General features: G+C 66.0%; 14 protein-coding genes and 1 pseudogene. 8 read left to right on the top strand and 7 right to left on the bottom strand.

The annotated features are described in order from the left end of the window. Nucleotides 1–566: DMT family transporter (locus tag VF697_RS26075; RefSeq protein ID WP_331099423.1), on the bottom strand; the 566-nt coding region annotated here is incomplete at its 3' end. A 177-nt stretch (nt 567–743) separates the two neighbouring features. On the opposite strand from VF697_RS26075, the gene uvrA reads away from it, so the two are divergent. The 4 genes from uvrA to VF697_RS26055 all read left to right on the top strand — a co-directional run bounded on the left by uvrA (nt 744) and on the right by VF697_RS26055 (nt 6,290). Then, entirely contained in the window at nt 744–3,626 is a 2,883-nt protein-coding gene (gene uvrA, locus VF697_RS26070; protein WP_331099422.1) for an excinuclease ABC subunit UvrA, read from the top strand. Between the two features lie 203 nt (nt 3,627–3,829). Then, complete coding sequence (locus VF697_RS26065) at nt 3,830–4,381, top strand: hypothetical protein (RefSeq protein ID WP_331099421.1); 552 nt, start codon at nt 3,830–3,832, stop codon at nt 4,379–4,381. 87 nt (nt 4,382–4,468) lie between these two features. Continuing rightward, a complete protein-coding gene (locus VF697_RS26060; RefSeq protein WP_331099420.1) occupies nt 4,469–5,275 on the top strand; it encodes a hypothetical protein in 807 nt (268 codons plus the stop codon). A gap of 472 nt (nt 5,276–5,747) precedes the next feature. Then, nucleotides 5,748–6,290: a hypothetical protein gene (locus VF697_RS26055; RefSeq protein ID WP_331099419.1), complete on the top strand. Its 543-nt coding sequence runs from the start codon at nt 5,748–5,750 to the stop codon at nt 6,288–6,290. A gap of 60 nt (nt 6,291–6,350) precedes the next feature. Here VF697_RS26055 and VF697_RS26050 read toward each other — a convergent pair whose 3' ends face one another. Then, a complete protein-coding gene (locus VF697_RS26050) occupies nt 6,351–6,863 on the bottom strand; it encodes a hypothetical protein (RefSeq protein WP_331099418.1) in 513 nt (170 codons plus the stop codon). Nucleotides 6,864–6,991: 128 nt separating this feature from the next. Continuing rightward, the gene (locus VF697_RS26045) at nt 6,992–7,936 is read right to left on the bottom strand and encodes a fatty acid desaturase (protein WP_331099417.1); all 945 of its coding nucleotides are present in this window, start codon (nt 7,934–7,936) and stop codon (nt 6,992–6,994) included. Between the two features lie 216 nt (nt 7,937–8,152). Here VF697_RS26045 and VF697_RS26040 point away from each other — a divergent pair, with 216 nt between their 5' ends. Then, nucleotides 8,153–8,674, top strand: coding sequence for a DUF1993 domain-containing protein (locus tag VF697_RS26040; RefSeq protein ID WP_331099416.1), 522 nt, complete (start codon nt 8,153–8,155; stop codon nt 8,672–8,674). Nucleotides 8,675–8,875: 201 nt separating this feature from the next. Here VF697_RS26040 and VF697_RS26035 read toward each other — a convergent pair whose 3' ends face one another. Further along, the gene (locus tag VF697_RS26035) at nt 8,876–9,229 is read right to left on the bottom strand and encodes a cupin domain-containing protein (RefSeq protein WP_331099424.1); all 354 of its coding nucleotides are present in this window, start codon (nt 9,227–9,229) and stop codon (nt 8,876–8,878) included. A gap of 191 nt (nt 9,230–9,420) precedes the next feature. Here VF697_RS26035 and VF697_RS26030 point away from each other — a divergent pair, with 191 nt between their 5' ends. Together VF697_RS26030 and VF697_RS26025 are read left to right on the top strand one after the other, a co-directional pair. Next, nucleotides 9,421–9,861, top strand: a complete 441-nt coding sequence (locus VF697_RS26030; protein WP_331099415.1) for a formylglycine-generating enzyme family protein — start codon at nt 9,421–9,423, stop codon at nt 9,859–9,861. Nucleotides 9,862–9,979: 118 nt separating this feature from the next. Then, nucleotides 9,980–10,711 carry a class I SAM-dependent methyltransferase gene (locus VF697_RS26025; RefSeq protein WP_331099414.1) on the top strand — a complete coding sequence of 244 codons (732 nt, stop codon included), beginning with the start codon at nt 9,980–9,982 and terminating at the stop codon, nt 10,709–10,711. 59 nt (nt 10,712–10,770) lie between these two features. On the opposite strand, the gene VF697_RS26020 is transcribed toward VF697_RS26025, so the two are convergent. After that, nucleotides 10,771–11,571: a hypothetical protein gene (locus tag VF697_RS26020; protein ID WP_331099413.1), complete on the bottom strand. Its 801-nt coding sequence runs from the start codon at nt 11,569–11,571 to the stop codon at nt 10,771–10,773. 177 nt (nt 11,572–11,748) lie between these two features. Here VF697_RS26020 and VF697_RS26015 point away from each other — a divergent pair. Beyond that, a pseudogene (locus VF697_RS26015) lies at nt 11,749–11,927 on the top strand (IS3 family transposase); the annotation flags it as partial. A gap of 109 nt (nt 11,928–12,036) precedes the next feature. Here the strand turns inward: VF697_RS26015 and VF697_RS26010 are convergent. After that, nucleotides 12,037–14,034, bottom strand: coding sequence for a LamG domain-containing protein (locus VF697_RS26010; RefSeq protein ID WP_331099412.1), 1,998 nt, complete (start codon nt 14,032–14,034; stop codon nt 12,037–12,039). A 286-nt stretch (nt 14,035–14,320) separates the two neighbouring features. Further along, a partial coding sequence (locus VF697_RS26005) for an Ig-like domain-containing protein (protein WP_331099411.1) occupies nt 14,321–16,453 on the bottom strand: 2,133 nt, incomplete at its 5' end.

Raw genomic sequence — 16,453 nt, 5'->3', positions numbered from 1 at the left:
CAGAAGGACAGGAAGATGGAGGAGGCGTCGGTGTCGTGGCGCAGCGCCCGCAGGGCGATGACGGCCGCACCACTCAGGAGGGCGGAGAGTGCCCCGGCCCAGGCGCCCACGCCCAGCGTGAGACCTACGCCGTCCTGGATCGTGCTCCAGATGACGAGCCCCGCGCCCACGCTCGTCGCGGTCAGTCCGGTGGCCAGGTACCCATTCACCCGCTCGCCCAGGATGAAGATGCCCAGGATGGCGGCACAGATGGGCCAACAGGCGTTGAGCAGCGTGGCGGGCCCCACCGCGAGCCGATCAATGGCCACGAAGTAACAGTAGACGGAGCCGCCTCCGAAGATGCCGCGCAGGGCCCACAGCCCGGGCCGCCCCATGCGCGGCCGCGTCCGGGTGAGCGGGTAGTACAGCGCCAGGAAGGCCAGGCCGATGACGAAGCGCGCACATACCACCTGACCCACCGACAGCCGGCCCGCCACCGAGCGCGCGCAGAAGGCCATGACGGCGAACAGGAAGCTGGAGATGACGAGCAGTGGAGAGCCGCGCAGGCGCTCGGGGATGGGGAGCATGCGGGGTGGCACCCTACACGCGGACGAGCCCCCCGCCCACAGCCCCCTTGTCCGCCTGCTCCCCACCCTGGCGGAGCGGGGATTCGCCTTGAAAATCCATCCGTTCAGGACCATTCAAGCCCGGCGCGCCCGCATTCCCCCCACCTGCGCGCCCTTTCAGTGGTACACCGCGCCCCCATGTCCGAGCCCGACGTCATCTCCATCCGAGGAGCCAAGGAGCACAACCTCAAGAACATCTCCCTGGAGATTCCGAAGAAGAAGTTGGTGGTGTTCACCGGCGTCTCCGGCTCGGGGAAGAGCTCGCTGGCGTTCGACACCCTCTACGCCGAGGGTCAGCGCCGTTACGTGGAGAGCCTCTCGGCCTATGCCCGGCAGTTCCTCGGGCAGATGGAGAAGCCCAAGTACGACACCATCCGCGGCCTGTCGCCCACCATCTCCATCGAGCAGAAGGCGGCCAGCAACAACCCGCGCTCGACGGTGGGCACCGTCACCGAGGTGCATGACTACCTGCGCGTGCTCTTCGCCTCCGTGGGCGTGCAGCACTGCCCCAACTGCGGCAAGCGCGTGGGCAAGCAGAGCGCCCAGCAGATCGTCGACACGCTGATGGACTCGCCCACGGGGACGAAGATCCAGGTGCTCGCGCCCGTCGTCACCAACCGCAAGGGCGAGCACAAGGACATCCTCACCGAGGCGCAGAAGCGCGGCTTCTCGCGCGCGCGCATCGACGGCAAGGTGAAGAGCCTGGAGGAGCGCATCGAGCTGGACAAGAAGTCCAAGCACGACATCGCCCTCATCATCGACCGGCTGGTGCTCAAGCCCGAGGTGAAGCAGCGGCTGACGGACTCGGTGGAGACGGCCCTGCGCGAGGGCAAGGGCATGCTCATCATCACCGATGAGACGGGCAACCTCGCGAGCGATCGCATCATGAGCGAGCTCAACGCCTGCCACGCGTGCGGCCTGTCCTTCGGCGAGCTCAGCCCCTCCTCCTTCTCCTTCAACAACCCGCTGGGCATGTGCCCGGACTGCAACGGCCTGGGCACCAAGGCGGAGATGGATCCGGACCGCATTGTCCCGGACGCCTCGCGCAGCCTGCGCGACGGCGCGGTGGAGCCGTGGGCCAGCGGCATGAACAAGGGCGAGGGCTGGACAGCGGACTTCGTGGAGAGCCTCGCCGAGGCCTTCGACATCGACCTGGACGCGCCGTACGCGAAGCTGTCGGCCAAGGCGAAGAAGATCCTCATGTACGGCGTGGAGGGCAAGCGCTTCACCGTCAAGTGGGGCGATGGCGGCCGCTACGAGATGGAGTGGGAGGGGCTCGTCAACAAGCTGATGCGCGGCTTCAAGACGACCACCTCCGAGGCGATGCGCACCTACTACCAGAAGTTCTTCAGCAACAAGCCGTGCCCCACCTGCGACGGGGCGCGCCTCAAGCCGGAGAGCCGGGCGGTGAAGGTGCACGGGCGCTCCCTCGTGGACCTGAGCGGGCAGACCATCGGCGACGCGCTGCGCTGGCTCAAGGGGCTGGAGCTGACGCAGACGGAGCGGAAGATCGCCACCGAGCTGCTCAAGGAGATCCGCAGCCGCCTGGGCTTCCTGGAGGACGTGGGCCTCGCCTACCTCACGCTGGACCGCACGGCGTCCACGCTCTCCGGTGGCGAGAGCCAGCGCATCCGGCTGGCCTCGCAGATGGGCAGCGAGCTGACGGGCGTCATCTACATCCTCGACGAGCCGTCCATCGGCCTGCACCAGCGCGACAACGGCAAGCTGCTGGCCACGCTCAAGCGGCTGCGCGACCTGGGCAACTCCGTCGTCGTGGTGGAGCACGACGAGGAGACGATGGAGGAGGCGGACTGGCTCGTGGACTTCGGGCCGGGCGCGGGCGAGCTGGGCGGCCAGGTGGTGGCCGAGGGCACGCCGGCGCAGGTGATGGACAACGAGAAGAGCTCCACCGGCGCCTACCTCTCCGGCCGCAAGGAGATTGAGATCCCCGATCGGCGGCGCCCGCCCGGCAAGACGAAGGTGCGGATCGAGGGCGCGAAGGAGAACAACCTCAAGGACGTGTCGGTGGACATTCCCCTGGGGGTGTTCGTGGCCGTCACCGGCGTGTCCGGGGCGGGCAAGTCCACGCTCATCAATGAGATCCTCTACCCCGCCGCCGCGCGCGCCCTGTACGAGAGCCGCGAGGTGCCGGGCAAGCACAAGTCGATTACCGGGCTGGAGCACCTGGACAAGGTCATCGACATCGACCAGCGGCCCATTGGACGCACGCCGAGGAGCAACCCGGCCACGTACACGAAGGTGTTCGACGCCATCCGCGAGGTGTTCGCGCTGACGCCGGAGGCACGGACGTTCGGGTACACGTCAGGGCGCTTCTCCTTCAACATCAAGGGCGGGCGCTGCGAGGCGTGCGAGGGCGATGGCGTGAAGCTGGTGGAGATGCACTTCCTGGCGGACGTGTACGTGCCGTGCGAGGTGTGCAACGGCAAGCGCTTCAACGAGGCCACGCTGCGGGTGCTCTACAAGGGGAAGAACATCGCCGAGGTGCTCGAGATGAGCGTGCGCGAGGCGATGAACCACTTCAGCGCGCACAAGGACATCATGCGCGTGCTCCAGACGCTGGAGGACGTGGGCCTGGGCTACATCCGGCTGGGGCAGAGCTCCCCCACCCTGTCGGGCGGCGAGGCCCAGCGCATCAAGCTGGCGCGCGAGCTGGCGCGCGTGGCCACGGGCCGCACGCTCTATATCCTCGACGAGCCCACCACGGGCCTGCACTTCGAGGACATCCGCAAGCTGCTGCACGTGCTCAACCGGCTGGTGGAGGCGGGCAACACGGTGCTGGTCATCGAGCACAACCTGGACGTCATCAAGAGCGCGGACTGGGTGATCGACCTGGGACCCGAGGGCGGCGCGGGCGGAGGCCATCTGCTCGCCACGGGCACGCCCGAACAGGTAGCCGAGGTGAAGGAGAGCCACACCGGGCGCTACCTCAAGCACGTGCTGACGAAGTCGAGGAAGCACCGCGTGGGCCGCAGGCCCGACACGGCGGCCCCCGCGGCCTGACCGTGTGAGCAATGAAAGAGCATGCAGTCAGGCCAAGGAGCACTTGGAGGCTGGCGGGTTTTCTCCTGGTGCTCGTGGCGGCCCTCGGCGCCCAAGCGGAGCCTCCCTCCTCCAAGCTCCCGGGCCGTAAGCCAGACTCCAAGGAGCCCTGGGGCGCTTTTCTTGGCCGGGCCGCACACTTCGCCATTGGCAGGCAGTACCGCGTGCAGCACCCCACCAACGCCGTCTTCCTCGACACCGTCAATCTCTTCACCATCGTGAAGGACGGGGAGTTGGGAGACCCCGAGCGTCTTCCGGAGTTCGTCAGACGCTTGCGCCCGGACATCACCGATACCCGCGCTCTCGTGCTCTTCGAGATCAAGCCGGACAATGACGAGGGGCGAAAGGAAGGCAGAGAACAGGCGGGGCGCTACCTGGCGGCTCTGAATGAGGCCGTCGAGCCAGACAAGAAGCTCGCGGGGGGTACCGGCTTCGACGGCTCCCTCTTCCTCGAATTCGAGAACGGGGGAGCCCTCTGGCAGTTGTCCTGGCGCACGCCAGAGCCCGGAGTGACGCTGTACCGCTGGAGCTATCGGCGCGAGAAGCCCCATGCATCCTGGAAGGAGCGTGCGGCCCAGAAGGCAGAAGCGTTGCCCAGGGAAGAAGCAGAGCAGCGCGGTGAGGTAGCCGAGCAGGCGCTCCGGGCTGCCTATGAAGGAGGCAAACTCCCCAACGGCTTCCAAGGACAAATCTACCTGCCCGTGGACTGCCATTGAGTGGACGACAGGCAGCTGTCATTCTCGGAGCGAGCGCGGGTCCTTGGCGATTGAGGCGCATGTGACCGCTGTGGTAGGGCCAGAGCCATGATCGTGCCACAGTCTCCGGTGCTTGCGTTTCCAGCGATGCTCCATGGCCTCACCGGCGCCGTCCTCCGCAAGGTGAGGGCCAAGGGCCGGGGGTGGGCCCGGGAGTACCTCGAGACCGGTGCCTTTACCCAGCCCCGGCAGATGCTCCAAGTGCCGCCCGGCGAGCTTCTGGAGATGATCTCGGGGGCCGAGTTCGACGTCATCCCACGCCCGCGCTGGCGGGTGCACCTGTTCGCCGACGTCTTCTTGAGCTTGAATGAAGGCGTCCCGAAAGAGGAGCGTCAGCGCGTGGAGGAGGCCTTCGAGTCCTTCTGCCTGAGCACCCCGTGGGGCGCTCTCTACCATGCCGTGTCTCCCCCCCCACTGCGGAGTGCGGAGCGCATGGCCAGGCGGCTCGCCGCGTTGCTGCGCTTCTGGGACGTGCTCCAAGGCCCGCGCTATGCGTACAGGGTGCCCGACACCCACCATACGCTCGACGACCTCATGGACTACATCTACCGTAAGACGTTGGAAGCGTGGTGCCCTGGAGGTCCTGCCTCTGTGCGCGAACACATGGCGCTGACGGTGGGGCGCATGTCTCGCGCTACTCGAGAGGATTGTATGGAGGCCGTGCTCCGGGTGATTCCTGTCTTGGTTGAGGTGGACGCCGAATTCAAGCACCGCGAGGTACTCAGCGACTCGGACTTCCTGCGCGAGCGCCTCGCCGCGCTTTCCCCCAAAGACTTCGAGAATGTCTCCAGCGCCTACACATACACGGTGACCATGCAATTGGCTGCCTGGGACAGGGCGCTGGGGCGCAATTAGCATCATACGCCCTATTCGCCACCGCGTGTGACCGAATAGGAGCGCTCTTACCCGAGGCTTCGAGCGGCGGGTTCGATTCCGCCGCCGGGAAGGTGTCAAAGGACTCGTTTCGGAACCTCGTCCCCTACGAGTCCTCTGACACCCTTCCTGCAGACACCCTTCCTGCACCTGCGCCCAGTCCACTCGCGGCGTCCTCTCCTTCTTTGGCTCCTTGCTGGCCGCTGCCTGGGGTGCCACGCTCGCTCCCTCCTCTTTTGATTGGGGGAGCTGAGATCGGAGCGGCCGCCTCCGACCGCGGCAGGTCAGCTGCCCTTCAGGAGCGTCGCGGCGGCGCAAACCCCTGCAGCGCATCGCGGCAAAGCCCACCTCAAAGGGGATGTCCTCACCTTCACCCGCGCGCAGATGGACAAGAGTTTTCCGTCCTGATGATATGCCCCCCTCCTCTCATCTCGAGAGTTCAAGGGGGAATTCCATGAAGCGCCTGATTTCGGGTCTGTGTGTCGTTCTCGTCGCCGCCGCGTCGTTCACTGCGTGTGTGGATCCTCAGGCGAACCAGCCGGCGACGTCGTCATCGAGCGCCGAGCTCACGTCGCAACCGCCGAGCGCGGCGTCCGTCGCGGTCGCCAATGATGTCGCGGACGCGATGGTCGATCGCATCGTCGCGCTGCTGTTCCGCGAGTTCGCGGTGACGACGCCGGAAAACGCCGCCGTCGGGAGCGAGGCGATCAGCAACGTGTTCCACGACCGGAACGACACGATGCGCCTCGTCGGCGACGTCGACCCGCTGCAGGCCACCAACCATCCGCAGGATCAGTTCGAGCAGGACGCGCTGGCCGCCGCGAAGCTCGGCAACAACTACACCAGCACCGAGCGCGTCAACGGCCGCTGGATGGTCCGCAAATCGATCGCGGTGTCGACCGCGTTCTCGCCCACGTGTGTGCACTGCCACTCGAACTTCAACGGGCTCGCCAACCCGTGGGTGGGTGCGCTCATGGTTCGCGCGGAAGTCCGGTAGCGTCGTTCTCGGGGAGGCGCTGCGCGCGCATGGGCTCGTGAACGCCGCGCCGCTCCTGGCTCACGGCGAATCCTCCACTCCATGCTCAGGGAGTACGGGGACGGGGGTCACCTTCCACAGCTGCCCCGAGTCATTGCAGCCTGTCTTGGCGAGGATGGGCACGTTGTTGGCCTTGCCGTCATAGAGAATGTCCAGCGACATGCCCTCGCCCTGCCACAGGGTCGTCAACCGGTAGTAGCAGCGGGCATCGAAGGCGGACACCGGCGGCGGGGTGGGTGTCGTGGGCGGGGTGGGTGTCGTGGTCGTGGTCACCTGCCACACCTGCTGGAGCAGCGCGAGCATGCCCGGATCGTGCTTGCCCAGGTCTTCACGCGTGAAGGGATAGAAGTCGTTACGGCCGAACAACGCCTCCGAGCTCTCCGCGAAGTACTCCCCCACGTCGGTCATGGCATAGGCCTGCGCGAATGTGCTGGGCGACTCGGGCCCACGCCGGCGCTCCACGCAGTCGTAGCTCTTGCTTGCAATCGCGCGCTCATAGACAGCCGCGAGGCCGGCGTGATCCCAGCCGAGCACCTGGTCATGCTACTCCAACCAGGCGCGTCCATGCCGAAAGGGGGCCCCCCTCGGGCGCCCAAGCCTTCCCGTCGAATCGCGAGGCGGACTGCGCGCAGCGCCAGCTGCCCCCGGCAGGAGTCTGGGCGCTAGTCTCGCCGCCGCTCCACGCGCCGCTTGATGCGGCTGTAACCGCTCAGGCTGGGGCGCATGACGAAGTTCCAAAGCGTCGCCGTCCACGATTGGTGAGACAGGAGACCGTCGTAAAATTCCGGCGCCATCGCTCGTAGCTTCGGCAGGCGCGAGCCAGGTACGTAGGGGAAGTCGTGGTGCTCGTTGTGGTAGCCGACATTGAACGCGAGCACGTTGAGCGGCCCGTAGTACGAGTAGGTCTCCTGCCCTTCGCGGAAGACGTAGTGCTCCGAGATGTAGTGTCCGGCAATCGGATGTAGCCCCATAACGATCAGGGAACTGATCGGCAGATAGGCAAGCGCTTTGCCGCCCCAAAAATAGAACACGGCCACGTTGAACGCGACCTGCACGAGTAGGTTCGTGATCTCGGAAGCCCCCGGCTTCTTTGGATGCACGAACAGCGGGCGGAGCGCGTAGGCAAAGCCTTGGCAAGAGAGCCAGAGCAGTTTGCTTGCGCGATTGCGCAGCAAGCGCGCCTCGAACTCCGTCGGGATATCCGTGTCGAGCCGCTCGTCCCCCTGATGGACATGATGGCGCAGGTGGTAGTAGCGAAACGTTTCCGCGACCGGCACACCCACGGGCAGATTGATGAAGACGCCGAAGACGCGATTGTGCCAGGGCTTGCGAAACGCGAGATTGTGAGAGAGCTCGTGAATGGCCAGGAGTAGCGCCTGGTTGATCACTCCGCCCACCACATAGGCGACCAGAACAATCAGCCACCAGGGCGCGTCACGCAGCAGGAAGGCGAGCGAGAGCTGCAGCCCGACGAGCAGCGTGCAGACGTACTTCGTGCGCGAGCACGGGCCGTAGAGTTCCTTGATCTCGGGGTGCGTGCGAAGCATCTCGCGCCGCCGGGCGGCGTGCGGTTCGTCCGCGCTGGACCAGATGAAGCCATTGGACATGGCGCCAACGATACCTCAGCACCAAGGGGGATAGGCACACCTAAAGCGGAGGGCTTGCCTCAGCAGTTGGCAGCATGACCCTACCGCCCACGTAACCGGGGCAAGCTCAGGCCGACATCGCCCAGGGCTTCGCGCCCTGACGCGGCTGGCCACCGCCGACCGGCCTGAGTAGGCTCGCCGCCTTGCGCCCCAGGAGAGGGCGCGGGGGAAACAGCCATGGCCATCCGACTCTACGACGCGAGCATTCCGACCTACCTGCAGACGCTCCGGGCCATGTCCGGCGTGCTGGACAAGGGGCTCGCCCACGCCCGTGAGCGCGGCGTCAATCCGGAAGAGATCGTCGAGCACCAGCTCGCGCCGGACATGCGTCCGTTCCGCTTCCAGGTCCAATCCATCGCCTTCCATTCGGCCGGGGCCATCGAGGCGATCCGGAGCGGCGCGCTCAACATGCCCGGCCAGCGCCCGGCTCACACCTATGAGGAGCTTCAGCAGCTCGTGAAGGACACCTGCGCCGAGCTCGAGGCCATCCCCGCCGAGGCGATCAACGCAAGGGAAGATCAGGAGGTCGTCTTCAACACGCCGCGTGGAGCGAGAACCTTCACCGCGGAGGAGTTCCTGCTCTCATTCTCGCTTCCCAACTTCTATTTCCACGCCACGACCGCCTACGACATCCTGCGCTCACGCGGGACGCCCATCGGCAAGCTCGACTTCATGGGTCACCTCCGGCTCAAGGCCTGAGGATGAGCGCCGCCCCAGCAGGCCAGGATGCCCAAGTTCCCGCCAGCACTGAGCGCGCGGGTCTTCATCACCATGGTGGGCTTCGGCGTGGTCATGCCGCTCCTGCCCTTCTTCGTGCGGTCGATGAAGGCGCTCGAACGGCAGCTCACCCTGGTTCTCGGCCATCTGGGCGGCCATCGCCATCTCGCGGTGCTGCCAATGTCACACGGCATCACCCGCTGGATTTCGGGAAAACCATTCCGAAATGCCAGCCATCTTCTCCTCGAATCCGGCACTGTTGTTGAAACTGAGGATTCCCGCGCGGTGTCGAGTGCGGTTTTCGAACGTGTGTACAGACCCACCGGGGATGAGGATGAACGCACCTTTGGACGCTTCGAACCGCTGATCGTCGATCTCGACGCTCATCGTCCCATCGATGACGTACCAGGCATGATCGTCATCATGCGAATGCGCTGATGGACCCTTCGTGTTGGCCTCGAGCCACCATTCGGAAACCGAGAAGGTACCAGCGGTCTCATCGCCGTCAGCCTTGAAGATGCTGCTGATACGACCCATGGGGTACTGGCGACCAGCTCCAGGTGCGAGATAGATGGGAGCTCGCTTCTTGATCGTCATCTCCTCTGTATAGGCGAGACTCCCAGGGCCCACAAGCCGGCCAGGGCTCATCAAGTCGCTCGCTGCGCCACTCCAACCTATCCGTTCGGCTCCAACGGCCCCCTCCTGCGCGAACGGCTCTGAACAGACGCGTGAACGGTTACGGGTACGCGCAGTTCTACGCCTCGCGGATCTGGAATCGCGCGAGCGACGGCGACTTCTACTCCGGCGACATCACCGTCTATGCGAAGGACGACTGCGCGGCGGATCCCCAGCTCGAGCGGGTCGCCTGGTATTGCTTCAACAGTGCCTCGTCCACGCGCGCGGTGGGCCTGAAGGAGCCGAACGCGTGGGGTCTCCACGACATGTTGGGGAATGCGATGGAGTGGGTGAACGACCCCGGGCTCTACTCGAGCCCCAGCGGTCCGGTCGTCGATCCGGGTGCCGCCGTCAAAGTCGCGGACGAGGGAGCGACTCGCGGCGGCGCGTTCAGCATGTGGCAGACGCTCTGTCGCTCGGCGAATAAGCACGGGGTCACCCGAAAGCAGCGCAGCCCCGGCCTCGGCTTCCGGCTCGTGCGAACGGGGCCCTGACGACGCGAGCCGGAATCCCCGCCGATCCGGCCAGAATCCCCGCTCTCCCGCGGCTTCGGCTCCCCTCTTATCCTCCAGCCACATCGCCCGCCTCGCGCGAGCTTCTGGAGGACACCTCATGGCCCACGAACACCCCGCTCCCGCTGCCTACCACTTCGTGCCGGGCTTCGGCGCCGACCGCGCCCCCCATTACGACGCCCAGGCGTCCATCAGCCTCGCCGGCATCCATGCGGCGTACGAACTCGGTGTCAGCGCGCTGACCGCTCAGCTCGACGGCCAGGACGCGGCGTCGCTGCTCTTCGTGGGACTGGGCACGGGCGCGGAATTGCTGCCCTACACCCGCTTCGACGTGCCGGGCTGGCGCTTCACGGGCGTGGAGCCCTCCGACGCCATGCTCGCCGTCGCCCGGAAGCGCCTGGAAGCCGAGGGACTGCTCTCCCGGACGCACCTGCACGTCGGCGAGCTGCACACCCTGCCCCCCGGGCCCCCGTTCGACGCAGCGCAGATGATGGGGGTGCTGCACCATGTGGAGGGCGAGGAGGCCCGGCTCTCCCTGCTGCGCGAGGTGACCCGGCGGCTCAAGCCCGGCGCGCCCCTCGTCCTGGGCTGCCGCGTCGGCAAGGACCCCGAACTGTCGAACGTGGAGCTGCGGCGGTGGCGGGCATATGGCATCTCCTCGGACCAGCTGGAGCATCGGCGCCAGGCCCTGGTAACGATGCAGCCCATCGAGTCGGATGCCGCCCTGTTCGCGATGTTCGCCCAAACCGGGCTGGTGGCACCGCGTCCGCTCTTCGTCTCGCTGCAATTCAAGGTCTTCCTCGCGCGCTTCGAGCCCGGGGCCGCGGGCTGAGACCCCGCAGCTGAAGGACGAGCGAACCCGGACGCCAGGAGCGAAGGGGTCCGCGCCACTCACTGCCCGAGCGATTGGGGCGGCGGTTTGGCGCTGAAGGCGGGCGAATAGCACTCCTCCTGGTGTTCATAGAGGACGTCTGGACACGGGGCCTTGAGCTTGTGCGGCAACCAGCAGGCGCCGACCAACTCGACCTCGGCGTAGCGGGTGCAGGGAGGGCGCTTCTGCCCCTTGAAGGGCTCGCGCGGCAGCGGACGGGCGAGCACGGACTCTCCTGCATCCGCGACGTCCACGAGCCCTCCATGGGTGGGCTCGTCCAGATTCCAACCTACCGTGGGCACCTCATCGCTCATGGGCGCGGGGGGCGTGCTCGCCAGCTCCTCCGGGCCGCTCGGCAGGGGGGAGACAAAGGCCAGACGCACCAGTGCGAGGAGCAGGACGCACACCGCAGCCGCGCCCGCCACCGCCAGCCCCAGGCGCCACCGGCGGAGCGACTCGTGGTCGTCGTCGAAGGCGCGGGCCATGTGCCGCATTCCTTCGCGCACTCTCTCGAACAGCACCATCAGCGCATCCACCGAGTGCTTGGTGGGGGCCACTGACCACCGAGAGTCCTCCACCTCCACGGCGATGTAGCTCGGTGCGACCGAGGAAATGATGCGCACCCGCCAGTCCTTCAGCTGTGCCATGTCCTCCTCGGCGGCGGGCTTGAACACCAGGGCCGTGGCCCCGCTCTTCTCGTGCCTGGCCCGGTAGACCTCCCCCGGGCTGTGCGGCGATTGCGGCATCTGCTCCTCGAGTTGGTAGGGACCCAACTGCGTCCGCTCCTCCCAGCTCGTCCTGGCCTTCTTCTCCTCGTCCATGCGTGCTCCTCGCGGGCCTCACCGCCCACGGGAGGCCCGAGGCTCTTGTTCGCATGGAGCCGAGCCCCGACTCCAGGAGGTGCTCGGTACGGATAGGGGTGTCCTACCGTGCAGGTGCACCCCCGGCGCGCACATGTACCCTGCTCGCGTCGACGGAGCAGCGGACTCTGGCGGGCTAAAAAAGGCGACGGCCTTCTTCGCCTCGGAGAACTCGAAGTGAGATTCGAGTTCATCGAGGCGAAGAAGGCCCATTTCCCGTGGACTTCATGTGCCAGCAGTCAGGCGTATCGCGCTCAGGCGATCGCGCCTGGAGGCAGCGCCCGGAGTCCGAGCGGCACAAGGTGGACCCGGCCCTGACCCGGGCCCGGGACATCCCCTCCGTGGAAACGAGACGGGGCTCGCTCTACAGCGGGTCCACCTCGCCCCCCGAGGAAGAACTCCCCGGGGGGCGGATTGCCCTCACGCTCAGCGGCAGGACTTCGCAACGAGAGAGGTGAGTTCGAGCTGGGTGGCCGCGCGCTGGAGGATGGTCAGCTCATCGAAGCTCCCAGAGATGGCGCTGGCCCCGCTACCCCGAGCACCCACCACGAGCGCGGCAGCGGTGTCCGTGATGGCGTACGGGAAGGCGTGGGTGCTGTCGAGCTGACCATTGACGTAGAAGCGCAGCTCACCCAGCGTGGAGTCCCGGACGACGGCGACGTGGCTCCAGGTGTTGTTCGCGAGGGCCTGGTCGGTACGGAAAGTGCCCTCCTTGCTGTGCCATTGAATCTGGCCGTAGTAGCTGCGCAGCGACCAGCCTCCCGTCTGCCCGTAATCATCGGCCTTGCTCAGCAACCACCGGTCGTAGGTAGGCCAGCCCGTGTTGATCTTCACCCACATGGCGATGGTGAAGGACCCCGTTCCGAAGTCGAGCTCCGGGTCATCCTCACCGCGCTGAGCCAGGAACCTTCCCTGCGTCTGGGCGGCCTGGCCCCAGACACCCTCACTGCTGAAGGGATCGGCATCGAAATCCTGGAGGTGGTTGCCCCAGATGCTCGAGTCCAAGGTGGTGGTGTCGAACGTCCAGCGCGCGAGGTAGTCCTTGCTCTCGTCGAAGCAGAGGTCGCCACCGGTCCCGGAGCAGGTCTTCCCACTCCAGGCGAACGTGAAGGAATGGTCCGTGTAAAGGTCCGGGGTGCCATCCGCGTAGACGCGCACCGACACCGTGGGCGTTACGCCGCTCCGCAAACACGAAGGAGTCGCCCAGAGCACCTCTCCCGTGGTGCCGGCGGTGTTGGTGGCGGGCGTCCCCAGCGTGCCCACATTGCTGGACCATTTGAAGGTGAGGTGCCGCGACCGGGTATCCGTGGCGTTGACACGCAGGGTAACGACAGTGCCCTCCTTCACCGTCTTGGAGGACTGGTAGACGCTGGCGAGCTGCGGCGGGTAGGTGGGCTCCGCCATGCTCGCGACGCAGATGGCCAGCTTGCCGTTGTTGACGCCGCCCTTTCCGTCGGTGACGGTGACGGTCAGCTCGCAGTTGTTGCAGGTGGTGTCAGTCGGCCGCTTGGTGGGAGTGAACTTCGCGCTCGCCGAGTTCCCATCCGCCCAGACGCCGTCGCAGCTCGCCGACCAGGAGTAGGACAGAGTCCCGGCCGTTGCGTCAGGGTCATACGTGGTGACGTCAGCGGTGATCGTCTGTCCCACCCGCACCTGGGTGGACGTGGCATTGAGGGAGGTGACCTCGGGCCAGGTATTGAAGGACACGAAGACATTCGCGTTGCCCCTACCTACCCTCTCGACGCGGATGTCGAAGCTGATGGCGGCCGCGACCCCCAGTTGATCGGTGACGGTGAGCGTCAGCGTGACCCTGCCCGCGGTGGCCGGCGCCGTCCAGGTGTTGCTCAGGCTGGAGGGGTCGCTGAAGGTGCCGTCCGTGGCCGTCCAGGCGTAGGTGAGCGTGTCCCCGGGGTTGGGGTCGTGCGCGGCGGCCTTCAGGGTGATGATGCCATTGGGCTCCACCGCGGGGTGGGAGACCACGAGGGAGTCGATGACGGGCGCCTCGTTCTCGAGGGGGGGCGGGCGGTTGACCTGCTGGGCCAGGATGTTCACCTGCACGGTCTCACCATCCACGATGGTGACCCCGGAGACCTCACCCTCATAAATCTTCTCATCGCTGGCATCAAAGGCCTCGGCATGGAAGCGGCGGCCGGTACCGGCACGGATGCTCTCCATGGTGCCGACCCAGAGATTACCGTCCAGAACGAGGGGGATGGCGTTGGGCTCGATGTCAAATGCATCCAGCGTCACCTCCACGCGCGTTACGTCCGACGCTTCCAGCTGCTGAATCCGCTGATTCTGCTGCTTCTGCTGCACGGCGATGACAAATCGAGCGGAGCCCGCGGGTACTTTCTCCTCTGGGGTGCTCGAGCTCGAGCATCCCGCCGCCGCCAGAACCACGGCGAACAGAATGACAGACTTCATCTTGAACAACTGCATCCGGCTTCTCCTTACAGGGCTCACGAGGGGGATGACCTCGCTCGTGAGAATTGATGAGGCCTTACTCATCGATGTGTGGACTGCCATGAGAATACATTTACTGGGGTGATGATCTTGCGGTCGTGCTCACATGCGGGGCTGGCCGGCTGGCTTCCTGTAGACGCGCTGAGGCAAAGGAGGCGCGAGGCCATGTGCTCGTGGGCACTGTCCAGGTGCTGGGAAGACGGGGGCCTGGAGTCACACCCAGGCCCCCGGTCCTCTGGCGCAAAGGCTATTTACCGTTGTTCTTGGTGGTGATGGTGACGGTGATGGTGGATAGTTTTTTCAGATCGGTGGTGACGCTGCCACTCATGGTCTTGATGACCTGGCTGAAAGTGAGCTTGTACGAGCCCGAGGCGAGACTGATGTTGCCAACGATTCTACCCGCGTTGTCGACAGTGATCGGCGTCGTGAGGTTGAGCGGGGAGCCATTGTTGAAGACATTCAAATTCGCTCCCGGGATGCCCTCACCCTGCACTGGCACCTGCACCTGCGTCGTCGAGTTGGGGACCGTATAAGACATCTTGTTGTACGGCGCGGTAATGACAGGCACGGGCGCGGGCACCACAAGTTTGGTGGGAAGGCTGGTGTGGATCCCATTGGACTGGGTGGCCGACAGCGGGTAGGTGCCATAGGCAGGCGGCAGTTTGACACTGAAGTTGCCGGTGGCGTCGACAGGGGGAGTGGCACTGACGCTCCCCGTGGCATCGGTAATGGTTACCGTCCAGCCAGGCAGAACCGCTCCTGCCAAGGTCACCTCGGTGTTGGTGACCGCTGATACTCTGAAGAGCGGAGACGGCGGGCGCAACAGGACCGTGACGTCATTGCTGGGGCCGCTGGTGTGGCCATCGCTGGTGGTCTGGGTGGCTGATAGTGTGTGCACACCATAGTCACTGCCATTGAAGCTGATGAAACCATCGAATTTTCCAGTATTGCTCACGCGAACCGGTTTGCTTTGGTAAGGGCCACTGGAGACTGTCACCGTGGAGCCAGGAATACCCGTGCCAGAGAATGTCACATCGGCGGTGGCGGTGTCGTTCTCCAACACGGAGAGGACGGGGGCGGCGGGGCGCACGAGGACCGTGACGCTGTTGCTGGAGGTGCTGGTGAGGACCCCGTTGGACTGGGTGGCCCACAGCGTGTGGGTGCCATAGGCCAGCGTCAGGGTGCCCTGGAAGCCTCCCGAGCTGTCCACGGTGGCCGTGGCGCTGGAGGTGCCGTTGGAGACCGTCACCGTGAAGCCGGGTATACCCGTGCCAGAGAACTCCACCGCAGGGCCGGTGGTTTCGGACTTGTCCACCGGCTGGGAGAGGATCGGGGCGGCGGGGTGCACCAGGACCCTGACGCTGTTGCTGGACGTACTCTCGAGGCCTCCGTTGGACTGGGTAGCCCACAGCGTGTGGGTGCCATAAACAATCGTCAGGGTGCCGCGGAAGCTCCCCGAGCCATCCACGGTGGCCGTGGTGCTGGTGGTGCCGTTGGAGACCCTCACCGTGGAGCCGGGCACGCCCGTGCCGGCGAACTCCACCTCGGGGCCGGTGGTTTCGGAGTTGTCCACTGGCTCGGAGAGGACGGGGGCGGCGGGGCGCACCAGGACCGTGACGCTGCTGCTGGAGGCGCTCTCGAGACCTCCGTTGGACTGGGTGACCCACAGCGTGTGGGTGCCATAGGCCAGCGTCAGGGTGCTCTGGAAGCCTCCCGCTCCGTCCACGGTGACCCTGCTGATTTCGGAGGGGCCGTTGTAGACCTTCACCGTGGAACCAGGCACGCCCCAGCCGGCGAACTCCACCTCGGTATTGGTGGTGTCGAAGCCGGCCTCGGGCTTGGAGAGGACGGGGGCAGCGGGGCGCACCAGGACGGTGACGCTATTGCTGGTGGCGCTCTCGAGGCCTCCATTGGACTGGGTGGCCCACAGCGTGTGCGTGCCATAGGCCAGCGTCAGGGCGCCCTGGAAGCCTCCCGCTCCGTCCACGGTGACCCTGCTGATTTCGGTGGTGCCGTTGTAGACCTTCACCGTGGAACCGGGCACGCCCGTGCCAGCGAACTCCACCTGGGTGCTGGTGGTGTCGAAGCGAGCCTCGGGCCGGGAGAGGACGGGGGCGGCGGGGCGCACCAGCACCGTGACGCTGTTGCTGGAGGCGCTCTCGAGGCCTCCATTGGACTGGGTGACCCACAGCGTGTGGGTGCCATAGGCCAGCGTCAGGGCGCCCTGGAAGCCTCCCGTGCCGTCCACGGTGACCCTGCTGATTTCGGTGGTGCCGTTGTAGACCTTCACCGTGGAACCGGGCACGCCCGTGCCAGCGAACTCCACCTCGGTATTGGTGGTATCAAAGCCGGCCTCGGGCTTGGAGAGGACGGGGGCGGC

Origin of the sequence: Archangium sp., from assembly GCF_036388035.1 — a bacterium.
Lineage (GTDB): Bacteria > Myxococcota > Myxococcia > Myxococcales > Myxococcaceae > Archangium.
This window is presented reverse-complemented; position numbering and strand designations above follow the sequence as displayed.

Bases quoted from the DNA above. Each gene is read 5' to 3' on its own strand.
- uvrA (WP_331099422.1), top strand. From the start codon at position 744: ATGTCCGAGCCCGACGTCATCTCCATCCGAGGAGCCAAGGAGCACAAC.
- VF697_RS26060 (WP_331099420.1), top strand. From the start codon at position 4,469: ATGATCGTGCCACAGTCTCCGGTGCTTGCGTTTCCAGCGATGCTCCAT.
- VF697_RS26055 (WP_331099419.1), top strand. From the start codon at position 5,748: ATGAAGCGCCTGATTTCGGGTCTGTGTGTCGTTCTCGTCGCCGCCGCG.
- VF697_RS26045 (WP_331099417.1), bottom strand. From the start codon at position 7,936: ATGTCCAATGGCTTCATCTGGTCCAGCGCGGACGAACCGCACGCCGCC.
- VF697_RS26040 (WP_331099416.1), top strand. From the start codon at position 8,153: ATGGCCATCCGACTCTACGACGCGAGCATTCCGACCTACCTGCAGACG.
- VF697_RS26035 (WP_331099424.1), bottom strand. From the start codon at position 9,229: ATGGGTCGTATCAGCAGCATCTTCAAGGCTGACGGCGATGAGACCGCT.
- VF697_RS26025 (WP_331099414.1), top strand. From the start codon at position 9,980: ATGGCCCACGAACACCCCGCTCCCGCTGCCTACCACTTCGTGCCGGGC.
- VF697_RS26020 (WP_331099413.1), bottom strand. From the start codon at position 11,571: ATGGACGAGGAGAAGAAGGCCAGGACGAGCTGGGAGGAGCGGACGCAG.
- VF697_RS26010 (WP_331099412.1), bottom strand. From the start codon at position 14,034: ATGAAGTCTGTCATTCTGTTCGCCGTGGTTCTGGCGGCGGCGGGATGC.